This is a genomic window from Streptomyces sp. NPDC026062 (assembly GCF_055568375.1).
On record NZ_JBVHOQ010000076.1, the window covers coordinates 1 to 16,825 of the forward strand.

Consider the following 16,825-nt stretch of genomic DNA (forward strand, 5'->3'; position numbering starts at 1 on the left):
GGCCCCGGGGCGCCTGGGGGGGGGCGGCCCGCGGGTGCGCCGGCCGCCCCCCTTGGGCGGGGCCCCCCCCCGCCCGGGCGGGGGGGGCCACCCCTCACATGGCTGCCGCGGCTCAGTCGTAGCTGATGTCCGAGCTGCTGTACTTGCAATACGTGCCGTCGGGACCGCTGCCCGTCTCCGTCGGCTCGTCACCGTCGTCGTTGCCCGTGTAGCGGACGCACGGCTTGATCTTCTTGCTGCTGTCGCCGTGGATCCGGACGGACTTCAGCGTCGCGGTGTCCCCGTAGTTGGTGTTGATCCCGACCAGGGCCTTGCCCGGTGCCGTCACATCGACGTCGCTGACCGCGATCGTGCGCTTGTACTGCGTGGAGCAGTTGCCGCACGACCGCACGAGCTTGCCGAAGTCCGAGACCTGGAAGCCGCTGATCGTCAGCGTGCCCGCGCCGTTGAACTGGAAGACCTTGTCGGCGGCCTTCCTGGCACCGCCGCCGGTCACCTTGTACGTGGCGCTCGACGAGGTTCCCTTGAAGGACGCCGCGTCCTCGCCGACGTCCTCCCACCACACGTTCTGGATCGTGCAACTGCCCTTGCAGTGAATGCCGTCGGCGGCGGGTGAGCCGACGACGACGTTCTTCAGGACCGCACCGTCGGCGAGTTCGAAGATCGGGTCCTGGCCCTCGTCCTGCCCGCCGTCGCCCAGGTCCCCGCTTCCGTAGAAGCGCTTCAGCCCGCCGTCGTACGTCCCCGAGACCTTGATCGTCGCCGAGACGGCCTGGGAACCCGAGGGCGTCGGCCAGGCGGCGGCCGCGGCGGCCGCGGGGGCCGCGTCGGCGGACTGGACCAGGAATCCGGTGGTGAGCGCGGCGCCGGTGAGCGCCAGTGCCGTGGCCGAGGCGGCGATCACGCGGCGGCGGCCGGTGCGCCGTGCGTGGCTGCCGTGCGGGGCGGGGTTCTCGTGCGGTGCTCGGCTTTGCTGCGGTGCGGCTCGATTCTGCATGTCGGTGTCCCGTTCCTTGGTGGTGGGGGAGCGTTGCGCTCCTTGGTCGCCACCGGGGGGCCGGGGGTTGCCGGGTTCAGCCGCCTACTTTCCGCCGGGACGCGCCGGCCCGTGCCGGACCGTCCGTGCCGGCCCGTGCCGGGCCGTCCGGTCAGTGGTCCGGGCCGAAGTAGTCGCCCACCGAGGCCCGTTCGCCGGAGGTGCGGACCGCGTGCGCGGTCAGGTAGTCGCCCGCCGCGTCCCGGTCGCCCTCGGCGTGGTTGTACTGCCCGGCGAACGTGTGGGTACCGGCGGGGACGGTCCGGCCCGGCTTCAGCGCCCACCGGTAGACGAGATAGCCGCCGTCCTCCGTCACCGACACGGTGAAGTCCTTCCCCGGCAGCGAACGCCAGGAGCCGGTGCTGTTCACCCCGCCGGTGAGCGCGATCCGCAGCTCCACGGTGAGCGCGGACAGCGGTTCGGCCGTCCGCAGCGTCACATCGCTCTGCGCCCAGTACGCGTTGGAGTGCGGATCGACGGCACCGTCCGTCCACAGCGGCCCGTCCTCCGTCCGCAACGGGCCGAGAGCCGCGGGCGGTGTCACGGACGGGGTGGGAGCGGGCGTCACGGGCGCGGCCACGCGCTCCCCGTGAGATCCGCCCTCACCGGCGGAGGTGACGGCGACCGCGCCGAACGCCAGCACGCCGCAGACCGCGGCCGTCGCCCCCGCGACCCGCAGCCACGGCGCCGCCGCACGGGGCGGCCTGGCCGGGCCGGCCGGTGCGCGGCCCTCGGTCATGCCGCGCTCGACCCGGGCCAGCATCCGCTCCCGGCCGGGGCGGTGCGCCTCGGCGGCCTCCCGCAGCCGCACGGACAGCTCCTCGTCCTTCACCGGTCTCCTCCGCTGGGCTGCGCCGCGACGGCCGCCTGCACATGTGCGGCGGTGGACGTCTCGGGACCCAGCAGCCGCTGCAGTTCCGCGACGGCACGCGAGGTCTGGCTCTTCACCGTACCCACCGAGATGCCGAGCACCAGAGAGGTGTCCCGCTCCGAGAGGTCGAAGGCGTGCCGCAGCACCACACAGGCACGCTTGCGGAACGGCAGTCTGCGCAGGGCCCCCTGGACGTCGACGACCGCCGACACATCCGGGTCGTCGACGGCGTCCCCGCTGCCGCGCGGCGCCCAGAACAGCGCGATCCGCCGCCGCTCGCGCACCGCGCTGCGGATCCGGGTCCTCGCCATGTTGGCGACGACGCCGCGTGCGTACGCCACCGGGTGGTCGGCGTTCCTGACCCGGTCCCAGCGGTGCCAGAGCGCCAGCAGGGCGTCGGCCGCCAGATCGTCGGCGGCATCCGCCTCTCCGGTCAGCAGATGGGCCAGCCGGGCGAGTTCGGCGTAATGGGCCTCGAAGAACTCATGGAACTCGGCGGCAGCGGCATCGGCGTGGTTGATGGACGGGCCCACAGCTACCTCATCTCTGCGCTCGCGTTCCGGTGCCTGCGTGTGCCGGACTGTGTACGTTCCCAGCCGCCGCCCGCGGTGGGCGGCGGGGCGAGAGCGTACCAGCGTGCCCCGGAAGCGCTTCGACGCGGGTGTGTCACCCAGTAAGGCGTAACAGAGCGAAAACCTGAAGAGCCCGGAACAGAAAGAACGTCCCGGAGCCCCCGGGGGGAGGGGGTGGTGCCGGGACGTTCTTTGTGTTCCGGGCTCTACCGCTGGAGCGCGGCCTTCATCATCTTCTGGGCGATCGGGGCCGCGAGGCCGTTGCCGCTGACCTCCGACGCCGCCGAACCCGAGTCCTCCACGATCACCGCGACCGCGACCTCACGGCCGCTGGAGTCGTCCTTCGCATACGAGGTGAACCAGGCGTACGGGGTGTTGCTGTTGCCCACCCCGTTCTCCGCGGTGCCCGTCTTGCCGCCCACCTCGGCGCCGTCGATCCGGGCGTTGGTGCCGGTGCCCTGCTCCACCACGGTCACCATCGCGCTGCGGAGCTGCTTGGCGGTGGACGAGGAGACGACGCGCTTCGTGTCGCCGTCCGCATAGTCCTGAAGCGTGCCGCCCTCGGAGTCCGTCACCTTGGAGACCATGTGCGGGGCGGCCAGCTCGCCGTCGTTGGCGAGGGCGGCGGAGACCATCGCGATCTGCAGCGGCGTCGCGGTGACCTCGAACTGGCCGATGCCGCTCAGCGCCGTCTGTGCCGCGTCCATCCCGGACGGGTAGACGCTCTTCGAGGCCCTGACCGGCACATCGAGCTTCTCGGCGTTGAAGCCGAACTTCTCCGCCATCGCCCGCACCTTGTCCTGGCCGAGATCTGCGGCGACCTTGCCGAAGACGTTGTTGCAGGAGTACTGGAGCGCCACCCGCAGCGTCGCGTTCTCGCAGGGCGCGGTGGCGCTCTCGTTCCTCAGAACGGTGCTGGTGCCGGGCAGCGTGTACGGGACGGGGCTCTTCGTCGGCTCGTCGACGGAGCCGTACAGCCCGTTCTCCAGCGCTGCCGACGCCACCACCAGCTTGAACGTCGAACCGGGCGCCAGCGGCTGCCGCAGCGCGCGGTTGACCAGCGGCTTGTCCGGGTCCGCGAGCAGCTTCTGCCAGGTGTCGCCGTCCGTCGTCCCGCTGATGGCGGAGGGGTCGTAGGACGGGGAGGAGACCATCCCCAGGATCTGCCCGCTCTTCGGGTCGATCGCGACGGCCGCGCCCTTGTCGTCCCCGAGCGCGTCGTAGGCCGCCTTCTGGACGTCCGGGTCGATCGTCGTCAGCACGTCGCCCGGCGCGTTCTGTTTGCCGGTCAGCGAGTCCAGCGGATTCTTCAGCCGGGTGTCGGTGCCGTCCAGTACCCCGCTGTAGATCCCTTCGAGCTGGGTGGAGCCATAGGCCTGCGAGCCGTAGCCGGTGACGGCCGCGTAGAGATCGCCGTCCGTGTAGGTGCGCTTGTACGCGAGATCGCTGCCCTCCGTCCTCTTCGATCCGGTGACCGGGGAGCCGGCCACGATGATGTCGCCGAGCGGCTGCGCGTACTGCGCGATGGTGTTCCGCCGGTTGTGGTCGTTGTCTGCGAGCGCCCGTGCCTGGTACGCCTGCACCCAGGTCGCCCGCCCGAGCAGGGCGAGGACCAGCAGCAGGGAGAAGACCGAGGCGCGCCTGATCGTCTTGTTCATCCCGCTGGAGGGACGAGCGGTACGCCGCACTCCGTTCCCGGTTGTGCCGCTTCTCACCCATTCCTCATCCATGCCGGTACGTGGCCCCGGTGCCACGTACCGGCATGGACGACGGTCTCCACCGGTCGGGGAGACGGACCGTCGCGGCGGCTCAGACCAGTTCGGGCTGAAGCTCCGGCTGCCGCGCCGCCGGTGCGGGCTTCGGGTCCCACTGCCGGGTGGTCCGCACGTACGCGTAGATCACCGAGGCGGTGGCCAGGACGAGCAGGGGGCCGAAGAGCCACGGATGGGCGGCCATCGGCGTCGACAGATAGCGGGAGGCCACCAGGATCGCGGTGAAGACCGTCGCGCCGTAAGCGACCAGCTGGGTTCCGGAACGGTCCCAGCCGCGTTCGAGCGAGCGCAGGGCCGTCTCGATGGTGAGGGTGAAGATCACGCCGGTGATGATGTCGATGCCGTAGTGGTAGCCGAAGCCCAGCGTCGCGGCGAGGGTGGCGGCCAGCCAGAACGTACCCGCGAACCGCAGGAGCCTGGGGCCCTTGCGGGAGTGGATGAAGATCGTGGTGGCCCACGCCGTGTGCAGGCTGGGCATGCAGTTGCGCGGGGTGAAGTCGTCGAACGGCATGTGCTGCGGGCCGCTGCGCGGCGGCATCGTGTCGGGCCACAGGTTGGCCACGGCCCAGTGCCCGCCGTCGGCGCCGAAGGCGAAGACCGGTCCCACGACCGGGTAGATCATGTAGATGGCCGGCCCGAGAAGGCCGATGACCAGGAAGGTGCGCACCAGATGGTGGGCCGGGAAGCGGCGTTCGACCGCGACCTTGCGCAGCTGGTACATCGCGACGACGACCGCGGCCACGGCGAGCTGGGTGTAGACGGAGTTGAGGAAGACCTCACCGAACGAGCCGGTGGACCTCACCAGCCGCCCCACCAGCCACGAGGGGTTGCCCAGCGCGTGGTCGGCGGTCGCCACGTACTGGTCGAGCACCAGCGGGCGGGTCTTCGAGGTGATGAGCAGCCAGGTGTCACCGGTCTTGCGGCCGGTCACCAGCAGCAGGCCCAGCCCGACACCCTTCAGCAGCAGAAGGCGTTCCTGGCCGGTACGGCGGGTGACGGCGAGGACCGCGCACCCCAGGATCACCCACAGCGCGCCGTTGCCGAAGGGGTGGCCGTGGGTCACCGGCGCGTCGGCCACCCATCGCACCAGCAGGATGACGAGGTCGATACCGATCGCGGTCCCGATCGCGACGAACCGCTGCCGCCAGGTGAGGACCACCATCATCAGGCCCATGCTGCCGTACAGCAGGAATCCCGAGGCGGGGGCGAATATCACCTCGCGGGCCTGGCTGGCGATCGGTCCCGGCAGACCGTAGTGGCGCGCGGCGATCTCCAGGGCGACGAGGAACCCGAGGCCCACCACCGCTGTCGCGGCATAGAGCACCGTCCGTGGCCGCCGCCAAGTGCCGGGCGTATTTCCGTTGGTTATTCGCGAAAACACCCGCGATGCTATAGGTATCAAGAGTTTGGCCGATTTGTTAGATGCTGGTGGGGTACGTCACGTCATGGGGCACTTGTCGTGCCGGGCAGCACGGTTCGCCTGTGTTGGGTGAGCGATGAGGTAAATCGCCATGAATTCGAGCATGTTATCGGAGTGCTGTTCGAGTCCTCGATGGTCGTGGCGGATCGCACCGTCGACCGCATGGCGGACCGCACGGCGGGTCGGCGGCAGGCGGCATGGCGGGTCGGCGGCGGACCGCGTGGCGGGCCCGTCGGTGGGCCGGCCGGACCGGTGCGCCGGTGGGGCGTCGGAGGTCAGAGCCTCCGGGTGGCGAGGGTCAGCCGGTCCCGGGCGTCGAACAGCGCGTCCTTCACCGTCTGCTCGTGCGCCGGTGTGAGCCGGGCGACCGGCACCGAGCAGCTGATGGCATCCCGGGCCGGGGTGCGGTACGGCACCGCGACGCCGAAACAGCGCAGTCCCAGCGTGTTCTCCTCGCGGTCCACCGCGTAGCCCTGTTCGCGGATCAGGCGCAGCTCCTCGATGAGCTTCTCCCGGTCGGTCAGGGTGTGTTCGGTCAGCGCGGGCAAGGTCTCGGGCAGCATTTTGCGGACCTGCTCGTCGCTGTGGGTGGCCAGCAGTGCCTTGCCGAGCGAGGTCGAGTGCGCGGGCAGCCGGCGGCCGACGCGGGTGAAGGGGCGCAGATAGTGCTGGGACTGGCGGGTGGCGAGGTACACGACGTTCGTCCCGTCGAGACGGGCGAGGTGAATGGTCTCCGTGGTGTCGTCGGAGAGCCGGTCCAGGGTGGGCCGGGCGGCCGCGACCACCTCGTCGCCGTCGATGTACGAGGTGCCGACCAGCAGCGCGCGCACACCGATCCCGTACCGCGTCCCCGTCGCGTCCGTCTCCACCCAGCCCAGCTCGACCAGTGTGCGCAGCAGCATGTAGAGGCTGGACTTGGGGTAACCGACGGCTTCCTGCACCGCGGCGAGGGAGTGCATGCCCGGCCGCCCGGCGAAGTACTCCAGCAACTCCACCGTCCGTACCGCGGACTTGACCTGCGCCCCACCAGACTCGGCAACCGACATCGCCCTATGCCCCTTCCAGCCCACTTACGAAACCCTGCGACTTCTTGCCAACACCGAACGCCCGGAAATAGAGTCGCTTCATATTCACGATCAGGAACTCTGTTCAGAATACCGAACAACTTCTGATGTGTGTGGCAGTGGAGCGGAAGGAATCACGGTGGCAGCAGCACCAGTCTGGAGCGTCGACCCCCGCACCGGGAACCCGCGTGAGCAGGTTGCGGTGGAGGCTACGGCGGAGGAGGTCGACCGGGCGGTCCGGGCCGCTCACGCCGTACGCGGCTCCCTCGCCGACCGCACCGTGCGCGCCGCGTTCCTGCGTACCGCGGCCGATCTGCTCGCCGAGGCCGGTGAACACGTCATCGAGGCCGCCGACGCCGAGACGGCGCTCGGCCCGGCCAGGCTGACCGGCGAACTCGCCCGCACGGCGGCCCAGCTGCGTGCCTTCGCGGAGGTCGTCGACGAGGGCGCGTACCTCGACATCCACATCGACCACGAGGACGCCACCCGCACCCCGCCGTGGCCCGACCTGCGGCGCTACAAGATCCCGCTCGGCGTCGTCGCCGTCTACGCGGCCAGCAACTTCCCGCTCGCCTTCTCCGTGCCCGGCGGCGACACGGCCAGCGCTCTCGCGGCCGGCTGCCCGGTCGTCGTCAAGGCGCACCCCGACCACCCCGCGACCTCCGAGCTGTGCGCCTCCGTCCTGCGCCGGGCCGCGGCGCGGCACGGACTGCCCGAGGACGTCGTCACCCTCGTCCACGGATTCCGGGCGGGCGTCGAACTGGTCAAGCACCCCCTCGTCAGTGCGGCGGGCTTCACCGGATCCGTCCGGGGCGGCCGCGCCCTCTTCGACGCCGCGGCCGCGCGACCGGTCCCCATCCCCTTCCACGGCGAGCTCGGCTCCCTCAATCCCGTCGTCATCACCGAGGCGGCCGCCGCCGAGCGCGGCGAGCGGATCGGCACGGGCCTCGCGGGCTCGATGACCATGGGGGCGGGCCAGTTCTGCACCAAGCCCGGATTCGTCCTGGCCCCCGCGGGCGAGAGCGGAGACCGGCTGCTGAAGTCCCTCACCGGAGCGGTCAGCGACACCGAGGCCGGAGTCCTGCTCGACCACCGCATGCGCGAAGCCTTCCTCGCCGGAGTCGGCGAGCGCACCGCCCTCCCGGAGGTGGAGGCCCCGGTCACGCCCGGAGCGGGCGGTGACCACACCGTCGCGGCCGGCTTCCTGACCGTACCGGCGCGGCTGCTCGCCACCGAGGGGCCGCACGACGCCCTCCTGGAGGAGTGCTTCGGCCCCGTCACCGTCGTCGCCCGCTACACCTCCGACGACGAGATCACCGCCGTCCTGTCGCGGCTGCCCGGCAACCTGACCGCCACGCTCCAGATCGCCACCGACGAGACCGACGACAGCGCCGCCGCGCTGCTCGACGCGCTCACCCCGCTCGCCGGACGCGTCCTGGTCAACGGCTGGCCGACCGGCGTCGCCGTCGCCCCCGCCCAGCACCACGGCGGCCCCTACCCGGCCACCACCTCCACCTCCACCTCGGTCGGCGCCACCGCGATCGAGCGCTGGCTGCGCCCGGTCAGCTACCAGACCACCCCCGAGGCGCTGCTCCCGCCGGAGCTGCGCGAGGACAACCCGCTGGGCCTGCCCCGCCGCGTGAACGGACGACCCGAATGACCCTGCACCTTCCCGAACTCCCCTTCGAGCTGGAGCCGTTCGGGCCCGCCGCGGGCTGGAGCCACGAGGACGGCGTCCTCACCGGCCGCGCGGGCGCCCGGCAGGACCGATTCGTCCCGCCGGGCGGCGCCGCCCTCGACAGCGAGAGCGACGCGCCCCGGCTGCTGGGCACCGCCCCCGAGGGCGACTTCCAGCTCATCGCCCGGGTGAAGGCCGGCTTCGCCGCCACTTTCGACGCGGGGGTCCTCTATCTCCATGTGGGCGACCGGGAGTGGGCCAAGATCTGTCTGGAGCTCTCCCCGGACCGCCCCACCATCTGCACCGTCGTCACCCGCGGATACTCCGACGACGTCAACTCCTTCGTCGTGGACGGCGACACCTACTGGCTGCGTCTGAGCCGCACCGGCAACGCCTACGCCTGCCATGCCTCGCCCGACGGCGAGAAGTGGACCTTCGTCCGCGTCTTCGCCCTGGGCGATCCGGAAGGGGGCGCCCGCGCGTCCATCGGCTTCCTCGCCCAGTCGCCCACCGGTGACGGCTGCGAGGTCTCCTTCGACCGGATCGAGTTCCGGCCGACAGGGATCGCCGACCTGCGCGACGGCAGCTGACCGGGCCGGTTGCGCACATCGATGACCGCCGGCCCGGCTGTCCGCCTTGGGGCGGACAGCCATCCGGTGCCGCGCCTCGTGGTGCCCGCCACCACGCGCGGGTGCTGACCGCCTCCGGGGGAGGCCCAGCCGGGCTGGGGCCCGAGTTGGGTCCTGGGGCCCATGACGGGGGGAGCCCCGGTCTCTTAGCCTGAGGGGTCGTCATTCTGCCTGCGGGCAGTGCGGGTTGGGGGGCCAGTCATGTCTGCGACAGGTGGCATATCGGCGTACGGAGCCGTGGGGCCCGAGCCCGGGGCGGGGCGCCGCGCGCTGCCGCGCGCCATGGGTGCGGCCCGGCTGCTGCTTCTTGTGCTGTTCGGCGCGACGTTGCTGGGGGGCGCAGGCCTGTTCGGCTCCGCGCTCGCCGCCGACGCGCTGGACGGCGTCGCGATCGGCCTCCTGCTGTACGGGGCCGCGCCCGGTGCCGTGGGCTGGCTGCTCTCGCGGCGGGTGTGGACCGGCGGGCGGGGTGTATGGGGCGGACTCGTCGCCGTACAGGTGTGGTTGATCATCAGCGGCGCGGCCAATGCCGCCGACGGATCCCTGCGCGGCTTCACGCAGGTGTTCCTGCCGGTGCTGATCCTGGTGTTCCTGACCCGGCCGGAGAGCCGCGAATGGTTCCGGCTCCCGGAGCGGGAACGGGAGGGCAAGCCGGACTTCTCGCTGCCCCACATGATCACCTGGCGCCGGGACCGGGGGCAGTCGACCCTGGAGTACGTCGGGCTGGTCATGCTCGTCGCGGCCATCGTCGTGGCTTTGCTGCTGGCGGGCGTGGGCGGCCCGGTTTCGGACCGCTTCCAGGCCGCGGTCTGCTCCGTCACGGGCACGTCCTGCCCGGCGACGGGCACCGGCAGCGGCACGGTGAACGCGGGCGACAGCGCGGGCGGCGCGGGCAAGGGAGGCGCCGGCGAGGGCGCCACCGTGGTCGGCGGTGCGGACGCGGGCGGTGCGGGAGCGGGCGGGGCCGCCGACGGCCCAGCCGGTACCGGTACTGATTCCGGCCGTGCGGGCGGGGCAGGCGGTGCGGGAGCGGGCGGGGCCGGCGATGGTGACGCCGGTACCGGTACTGATTCCGGCCGTGCGGGCGGGGCCGGCGGCGAGGGCGCCGCAGTGGTCGGCGGTGCGGACGCGGGCGGTGCGGGAGCGGGCGGGGGCGCCGGGGGCCCCGACGGATCGGGTAACGACAGGCCCGGCACGGAGACCTACCCCGAGACCGCCGTCGAACCCGAGGCCGCCTACGACGACATCCCCGCATCCGGCGAGGACGAATCGGGTGAATCCGATGGCTCCGGCGACGGTGAGGAGAAGGAGGACTGCAGCGGCTGGGGCCTACTCGGCTGTGCCTGGGACCGAACCGCCCAGGTGGGCACGGGTGTCTTCGTCGATGGCCTCTGGGGCGATGTGACCGGGATCATCGATCTCGTCAAGCCCTCGACCTGGTCCGGCATCGCCGACTACGGCAAGCAGCTCGGCAGCCAGTGGATGGACGACTCCAAGGACGCCACGAGCAAGTGGGACGAGGGCGACTACCTCGGCGCGGTCGGCGACTGGGGCAAGGCGTCGTTGAACACCGTGGTCGAGGTCGGCGACGTCATGTTCGTCGGCGACGAGGTGCGCGAACGGTGGAACAACGGACAGAAGACCCGCGCCGTCACGGGCGTCCTGTGGAACGTCGGCTCCATGCTCATCCCCGGGTACGACGTGGCGAAGGGTCTCAAAAATGTCAGCAACGCCGGCGACGTCGGCAGGGCCGCCGCCCACATTGCCGAGGCCGCCGAGGACGCGGGGGCGGCGTCGCGCAGGGCCCGCAAGGCGGCCGAGGCGGGTGACATCGACGGCGTCCGCAAGGCGGCGAAGGAGGCCGACGACGCCGCCGACAAGGCCGAGGACGCGGCCCGCAGGACAGGCTGCTCCATCGCCTCCGGCCCCCTCGGGCCCAGGACCCGTTACGGAGGTGCCGGCGTCGCCGGATCCGGAACCGGGGTGCTCGCCGCAGGCCCTGCGGACCATGTGATCCTCGCCGACGACGGCTGCGACAAGGCGGCCGAGGCCAAGGCGAAGGAGGCCCGCGACCAGGAGCGCGCCGCCTGGACGGACAAGAAGCGTGCCGAGGAGAAGGACCGTGCGGCCAAGGCGCTGGAGCAGAAGAAGCCGTGGCCGGACGCCGCACGCAATGACACGTCCGACCCCCGGAACTACAACTCGCCCGACTGGGCCAAGGACCTGAAGGACCCGGAGCTCGGTTCCGCCGACGCGGGCGACGGGTACTGGGCAAGCCGCGACCGCAACCCCAAGCCCAACTGGAAGAACGAGTCGTGGCTCCGCTACCAGGAACAGATCACCGGCACCAACCGGGGCAAGGAGTACATCGTCGCCAACCCCAAGGAGGGCAAGCCTCCGGTGGAGTACGACGGCTGGGACTCCGGCAGGCAGACGTTCCTGGAAGCGAAGAACGGCTACCAGAGCTATCTGTCGACGAGTGACAAGGGAACGCTCACCCCGTCCGGCCGGGAGAAGTTCGTCAAGGAGGCGACAGAACAGGTCAACGCCTCCGGAGGGCGCCCCGTCGAATGGCACTTCTCCGACCCGGACGTCGCCAGGGCAGCCCGGAAGGCCTTCCGTGACGAAGGCCTTCCGATCAAGGTCGTCCACACCGGGCAGAACCCGGAGCTGAGCACGCGGAAGCCCGGGGCCTTCGACTGACGGCTGTCCCGCCAGGAATGGGCGGGACAGCCGTTAGCCTGGGCGCGCGCGCCGATCCGCGGTCGCGCGGGCCTTCGACTGACGGCTGTCCCGCCAGGAATGGGCGGGACAGCCGTTAGCCTGGGCGCGCGCGCCGATCCGCGGTCGCGGTCGGGATCTACGACGGCTCACAACGGTGGAGGCAGGACATGCGACGTGTGGTGCGGGGCTTCTGGGGACCCCGGAAGGAGTCGCCCCTCGAACTCGCGGGGCGCTGGAGGACGATGCTGGACGCGCTGCCCGCCCTGCTTCCGGCGGCCGGTTCGGCCCGGGCGGGGCAGCCGTGGACCTGGACCCACCACCACGCGTCCGGCCGTCCCACGGAACTCCGGCCCGAGGAGGCGGAGCTGGCGGCCGCGCTGCGGGCCGACCACGACTCCCCGCAGACCTCGGACGGGGCCGGCCTGAGCCTGACGGTCACGGGCGAGCCGGGCTGGGAGGTCGCCGTCACCGGACGGGCGGGCGGCGAGTCGGAGTACGTGACCCAGGCCGTCGTGCTGACGGTCGTCTCCCCGGACGACGCCGAGGTCCCGGAAGCCGCGCTGCTCGCACTGATCGCGGACACCTGGCAGCCGGACATCGGCGACGTGACCGACGACGACCTGCTCGACGCCCTGGAGGACGACGCCGGCTACGACTACACACAGTCCCAGCTGTGCGTCGGCCGGCTCGGCTACCTCTCCCCGGGGCGCGCGGCGCTGGCTCCCGACGGGGTGGGTACGGCCCGCAAGGAGCTGCGCGGAGTGGGCGTACTCCTCGACATCGCACCGCCCGGGGACGCCGGCGCCGTCGTGGACGCCTATGTGCGCCTGCGCGATGCCGGAGCGCTGGAAGCCTTGCCCCGTCCTATGAACCGCACGGTCTTCTAGGCGCACTTCGAAAGCAGCGCCGTCCGCTCGGAGCAGGCGGGACTTCGAAACATGCCCGGGCGGCCCCCGGCGCGCCCCCCGCCCCCAGGTGAGCCGACCGCCGCGCCGCGCCCGGGAATGACCGGCACCCCGATCGGTGTTCCCCCGTGAGCGGAGGGCCCCTCCGTGCTGCGCGAGCAGCCGCACGAGAGCCTGGAGAGAAGAAGAGTCATGCGCGTCGAGATCTGGAGCGACATCGCCTGCCCGTGAACCAACAGAGCCATAGGTTACCGCGACGCTCTGACCAGCGGGGATGAACAGCGCAAGACCCCGCCCATGCGCCACGGGGGCGGCACACGGACGGGGCCGGTAGCGGGTGTGCGGTCGGTCAGTGCGGCGCGGAGGTGGACGCGCGCAGTTCAGACAGTCGGCGCTGATACAGAGGGCCGATGGCGTGCGCCCCCCTGGCCTCACTCGGGGTGGCCTGTTCGATCAGGTGGTGAGAAACCGCCTTGAGGTGAGCGGCCCATGCGATCACGTGCTGTTGCGCTGTCCGCCCGCATTGCTGCGGTTCACCAGGGAGGCACAGCGGGAGTTGCGGCCCGAGCTTGTTTGCCGCGTGGCGGAGGTACCGAGCGATGGTGAGCCATTCGTCCTCGGTCCGCCGAACGGCGTTGCTCTCGCCTTCCCACCCCCACGGGCCGAAGTCGTCCCCGTGATCATCCATGTGCGCGCTCCCTGGTATTCAGCGGATTAGGCCGGTGCGGCGATGGTAGCGGCGCTCTCTGCTTCCCTGGGGTCACAGTGCCCGACCGAGGGAACGCACGGACCGCACGGCCCGCACATGGGCAGGAACTGCGGCGGGGTGCACGACTGGATACCGTCCCCGTGCACCGCCGCGATATCGGCCGCAACGTCGGCCATCTGCGCGCCGCCCCAGATATCGGAGATCGGTGTTTCCAGCACGTTGCCGAGAGTCAGGAATCGACCGAGGACGCACGGCCATACGTCGCCGCTCGGGCCGATGGCACATTTCTCATGGGCGCAGTGCCCGCACAGATCAGCGATGGTCGGCGCGGCCCCCTGACTGGCCCTCCCGAATGCGCGGGTACGGTCTCCGCCGACCGTGCCGACACCGAGCGCCGTAAGGTCCTGCGCCGCTTCCTGCACTCGCTGTCCGTCCCGCACGGCGACCACTCCGCCCCGCAGCGGGATACCGAGGGAAAGGGCCTTTTGCACGTTGGCGCGCGTCTTCTTGTGCGCCCCTCGGATTTGCGTCACCGCGTCGTGTTCCTCGGCGCTGTCCGAGTAGTACGACGTGGCCAGCTTGACGCCGTACTCCCTGAACGCGTCCCACAGTTCCGGGCGGATGTGGGTCATGTTCGAGAACACCTCGATACCGAGGCCCCGCCCGTGAGCGTGCTCGATCAGCGCGGGCAGGCTCGGGTACAACGTCGGCTCTCCGCCGATGAACTGGACATCCACGGTGCCCATGTCGGCAAGCTGGTCAATCACGTTCAACCAGTCCCGCACGGTCATGGTTCCGTGTGTTCCCTTGGGCCCGCTGTCGGCGTAGCAGTGATCACAGAACTCGTTGCAGAGTCCCGTGATCTCAAGCCACGCGAATAAGAGACGGTTTCCGGCAGTGCTCATTGCAGCTCCTTATGACCGTTGGTGTTTGGTGCCCCGCCCCTGTCGAGAATGCGGATGCGCGGGGGACGCACCCGGATGCGTTCGACAGGGACGGGAGTTCAGAGGCGGCCGGTAGAGGCCAGCGGCACGCAGTTGGGGCAGTCGTCGGGGTGGAACGGCGACGGGGGATGAGTCGGCCCCGGCAGGTAGACCACCCCTGTGCGGGCTTGCGGGGCCGTCTATGAGGGTGACTAGCTTCGGGGGCGGGAGAGGGTGCGTACGGCGCTTGTGTGCCTTCGCGGCGGCTGTCACCGCTTGGCCCGCCGCTTGGTCCCCTCCGGGTCGGCGCAATCGATGTGCCGATAGATCGTGACGGGGGAGCCGGACTGACGCTCGATCGTCCCGCGTCGGCAGCGCTCAAGGGTCTTGACCGGCTTCATGCAGGCCGGGCACGTCTCACCCGAGGGGGCGAACGTCGTGTACTCCCACTGTCGTGCGTCGGTGTCTTCCGTGGTCACGCTCGCCATGGTTCGCCGTCCCATCAAGTCCGCTGGTAGTGCTGGGTGTTGGCCTAGGCAAGCGTGGTGAGGCGGCAGGAACCACAGCAGAAAGGCCGCACTCATGCCGCACCCTGGCCGCACTGGATACGCTGACCAGGGCAGACGGGCATTTCCCGAGAGGAGACCGGCCACGATGACCAGCAGGCGGCGGAGATTGGCGGAGTGCCGGAAAGCGTGCGGGTACAACCAAGAGGAATTCGCGGAAGCGGTCGGCGTTGATCGCTCAACAGTCCAGCGCTGGGAAAGCGGAAAGACTGACCCGCAACCTTGGCAGCGACCGAAGATCGCAAAGGCGCTATCGCTCACCTCGGCGGAACTCGACGCACTGCTAGTTCCGGACGCGTACGCTCCGCCACAGTCGCGCACGGCTTGGCTTTCTGACGGATCGTCAGATAGTGACGACGAGTTCGACGCCCTCGAATTGGCGCGGCGCGTATCCGCTAGCGATGTGGGCAAAGAAACGCTCGGTCGCCTAGAGCATGCATTCGATGAACTGGCAATGAAATACCCTGTGTCGCCGCCGCAAGACTTGCTCGAAAGGGTAAGGAAGCATTCCGCTTATGTGTCCCATCTCATGGATGCGCGCATGACCCTTGCGGAACAGCGCCGCCTATATGCCGTCGGAGGGTGGTTCCAACTCTTGGGTGCCACGCTGCATATCGACCTGAACCAGGAACATGCGGCGACGGCTCGTTTGCAGACGGCGGCCACCCTTGCGCAGCACGCGGAGCATCGCGAAATCGAGGCGTGGTGTTACGAGACGGATGCTTGGCGAGTGCTCACAGATGGTGATTACGCACGCGCGCTAGAACTCGCACAGATTGCACAGGAGTTGGCCCCGGCCGGAACGTCCGCTGCAATTCAAGCGACAGCGCAGGAGGGCCGGGCGAGAGCGCGACTCGGGGAAGGGCCCGAAACATACGCGGCCATTGAGCGAGTTCAACGCATGTCGGCCGCAATGGTTCCGCGCAAGGGCACCGAGCATCACTATCAATATGACCCTGGCAAGGCGCTGGCCTACACAGCAACCACGCTGGCATGGGTGGGAGATCCCGCAGCGGAGGACTACGCACGGCAGGTAATCGCGCGGCTCGCTCCTGCTGACGATGTGGAGAAATGGCCGCGCCGGGTGGCGTCCGCGAACATCGATTTGGCGCTGGCACTGCTCGGCGGTGACCGGCTGGATGAGGCGTGTAACGCAGCACAGCGGGCCATACTGTCTGGCCGTATCGTGCCGTCGAATCACTGGCGTGCGCTTGAGGTAGTCAAGGCCGTGGAACAACGACAGCTCCCGGAAGCGTCAGACCTGCGGGAGGCGTACCAGGGGTTGAAGGCACTCCCGCGCGGTGAGAGCACCTAGGAACGTTCCTACGTGGACCCCTCCCCGCGCGTGCCACGCCTTCAAAACTTAGGCGGCAAAAATCCTTGTGCTCGTTGGGCAGTTCCGCCCGAGGGTCCTGAGCCGGCCGGAACCTTGACCTTTCTTTCGAAGGGCCCGGAAACGCACGAAACCCCCGATGCCCGAACCCGCAGCGGGGCCGGTCATCGGGGGTCACGTAGGAACGTTCCTAGGTGGTCAGCGTCGCTTGCCGTAGTTCCGGGGGTGCCCCTCTCGGGCTCTCGGGCGACGGGGCATTAGGTCGGGTTCCTCGGGGTGCCGGACGGCCAGCGAGCGAGGAAAGCGCCACGCCACCAATCCGGGCGGGGCCGGAGCATCCGAGGGGTGCCACCCATTCGGGCCGAGGACAACACGCGTCGGTTCCATCGCTGTCACCTTCGCCCATACGCGTTGTATAGGCCCATCAGTACGCGGAATTGATCCGGCTCATTCATGCGGCCAACGGCAGCGAGGCGGGCAAACGCTTCCCTGTCAGCGACACCGTCACGACCTAGTGCGGCTCCCCCTCCTATTGATCCGAAACGCTTTGGGTTCAGGCTCGTTGACGGTGTGTGAGTGATCTGGTGGGGGATGCGCGGACCTGGTCGCCGGACGCGCAGGAG

At 70.3% G+C, this 16,825-nt stretch carries 14 protein-coding genes; 5 read left to right on the forward strand and 9 right to left on the reverse strand.

All coding sequences use genetic code 11. The features are described from left to right. Positions 1–112: 112 nt before the first annotated feature. The 6 genes from ACZ4LX_RS36705 to ACZ4LX_RS36730 form a co-directional block, all read right to left on the reverse strand. Entirely contained in the window at positions 113–997 is an 885-nt protein-coding gene (locus tag ACZ4LX_RS36705; RefSeq protein ID WP_467635613.1) for a pectate lyase, read from the reverse strand. A gap of 151 nt (positions 998–1,148) precedes the next feature. Further along, positions 1,149–1,868: a hypothetical protein gene (locus ACZ4LX_RS36710; protein WP_467635615.1), complete on the reverse strand. Its 720-nt coding sequence runs from the start codon at positions 1,866–1,868 to the stop codon at positions 1,149–1,151. After that, a complete protein-coding gene (locus ACZ4LX_RS36715) occupies positions 1,865–2,440 on the reverse strand; it encodes a SigE family RNA polymerase sigma factor (RefSeq protein ID WP_467635618.1) in 576 nt (191 codons plus the stop codon). Before ACZ4LX_RS36715 ends, ACZ4LX_RS36710 begins: the two co-directional genes overlap by 4 nt. 245 nt (positions 2,441–2,685) lie before the next feature. Next, positions 2,686–4,137 (reverse strand): peptidoglycan D,D-transpeptidase FtsI family protein, encoded by a 1,452-nt coding sequence (locus tag ACZ4LX_RS36720; protein WP_467635621.1) that lies wholly within the window; start codon positions 4,135–4,137, stop codon positions 2,686–2,688. A gap of 151 nt (positions 4,138–4,288) precedes the next feature. After that, positions 4,289–5,575, reverse strand: coding sequence for a phosphatase PAP2 family protein (locus ACZ4LX_RS36725; RefSeq protein WP_467635786.1), 1,287 nt, complete (start codon positions 5,573–5,575; stop codon positions 4,289–4,291). Between the two features lie 371 nt (positions 5,576–5,946). Further along, the gene (locus ACZ4LX_RS36730; RefSeq protein WP_467635624.1) at positions 5,947–6,717 is read right to left on the reverse strand and encodes an IclR family transcriptional regulator; all 771 of its coding nucleotides are present in this window, start codon (positions 6,715–6,717) and stop codon (positions 5,947–5,949) included. Between the two features lie 157 nt (positions 6,718–6,874). Between ACZ4LX_RS36730 and ACZ4LX_RS36735 the strand changes: the two genes are divergently transcribed. The 4 genes from ACZ4LX_RS36735 (at position 6,875) to ACZ4LX_RS36750 (ending at position 12,653) form a co-directional block, all read left to right on the forward strand. Next, positions 6,875–8,395 (forward strand): aldehyde dehydrogenase (NADP(+)), encoded by a 1,521-nt coding sequence (locus tag ACZ4LX_RS36735; protein ID WP_467635627.1) that lies wholly within the window; start codon positions 6,875–6,877, stop codon positions 8,393–8,395. Beyond that, positions 8,392–9,003: a DUF1349 domain-containing protein gene (locus tag ACZ4LX_RS36740; protein ID WP_467635630.1), complete on the forward strand. Its 612-nt coding sequence runs from the start codon at positions 8,392–8,394 to the stop codon at positions 9,001–9,003. The genes ACZ4LX_RS36735 and ACZ4LX_RS36740 overlap by 4 nt, the downstream gene beginning before the upstream one ends. 240 nt (positions 9,004–9,243) lie before the next feature. After that, positions 9,244–11,745: a Tox-REase-5 domain-containing protein gene (locus ACZ4LX_RS36745; protein WP_467635633.1), complete on the forward strand. Its 2,502-nt coding sequence runs from the start codon at positions 9,244–9,246 to the stop codon at positions 11,743–11,745. 188 nt (positions 11,746–11,933) lie between these two features. Next, positions 11,934–12,653, forward strand: coding sequence for a hypothetical protein (locus ACZ4LX_RS36750; RefSeq protein WP_467635636.1), 720 nt, complete (start codon positions 11,934–11,936; stop codon positions 12,651–12,653). Between the two features lie 367 nt (positions 12,654–13,020). On the opposite strand, the gene ACZ4LX_RS36755 is transcribed toward ACZ4LX_RS36750, so the two are convergent. From ACZ4LX_RS36755 to ACZ4LX_RS36765, 3 genes are all read right to left on the reverse strand, one after another. Continuing rightward, entirely contained in the window at positions 13,021–13,359 is a 339-nt protein-coding gene (locus ACZ4LX_RS36755) for a hypothetical protein (protein ID WP_467635638.1), read from the reverse strand. Between the two features lie 26 nt (positions 13,360–13,385). Then, the gene (locus ACZ4LX_RS36760; protein ID WP_467635641.1) at positions 13,386–14,285 is read right to left on the reverse strand and encodes a radical SAM/SPASM domain-containing protein; all 900 of its coding nucleotides are present in this window, start codon (positions 14,283–14,285) and stop codon (positions 13,386–13,388) included. Positions 14,286–14,572: 287 nt separating this feature from the next. Continuing rightward, a complete protein-coding gene (locus ACZ4LX_RS36765; RefSeq protein WP_467635644.1) occupies positions 14,573–14,782 on the reverse strand; it encodes a hypothetical protein in 210 nt (69 codons plus the stop codon). Positions 14,783–14,957: 175 nt separating this feature from the next. Here ACZ4LX_RS36765 and ACZ4LX_RS36770 point away from each other — a divergent pair, with 175 nt between their 5' ends. Next, positions 14,958–16,184, forward strand: a complete 1,227-nt coding sequence (locus ACZ4LX_RS36770) for a helix-turn-helix transcriptional regulator (RefSeq protein ID WP_467635647.1) — start codon at positions 14,958–14,960, stop codon at positions 16,182–16,184. Positions 16,185–16,825: the final 641 nt, after the last annotated feature.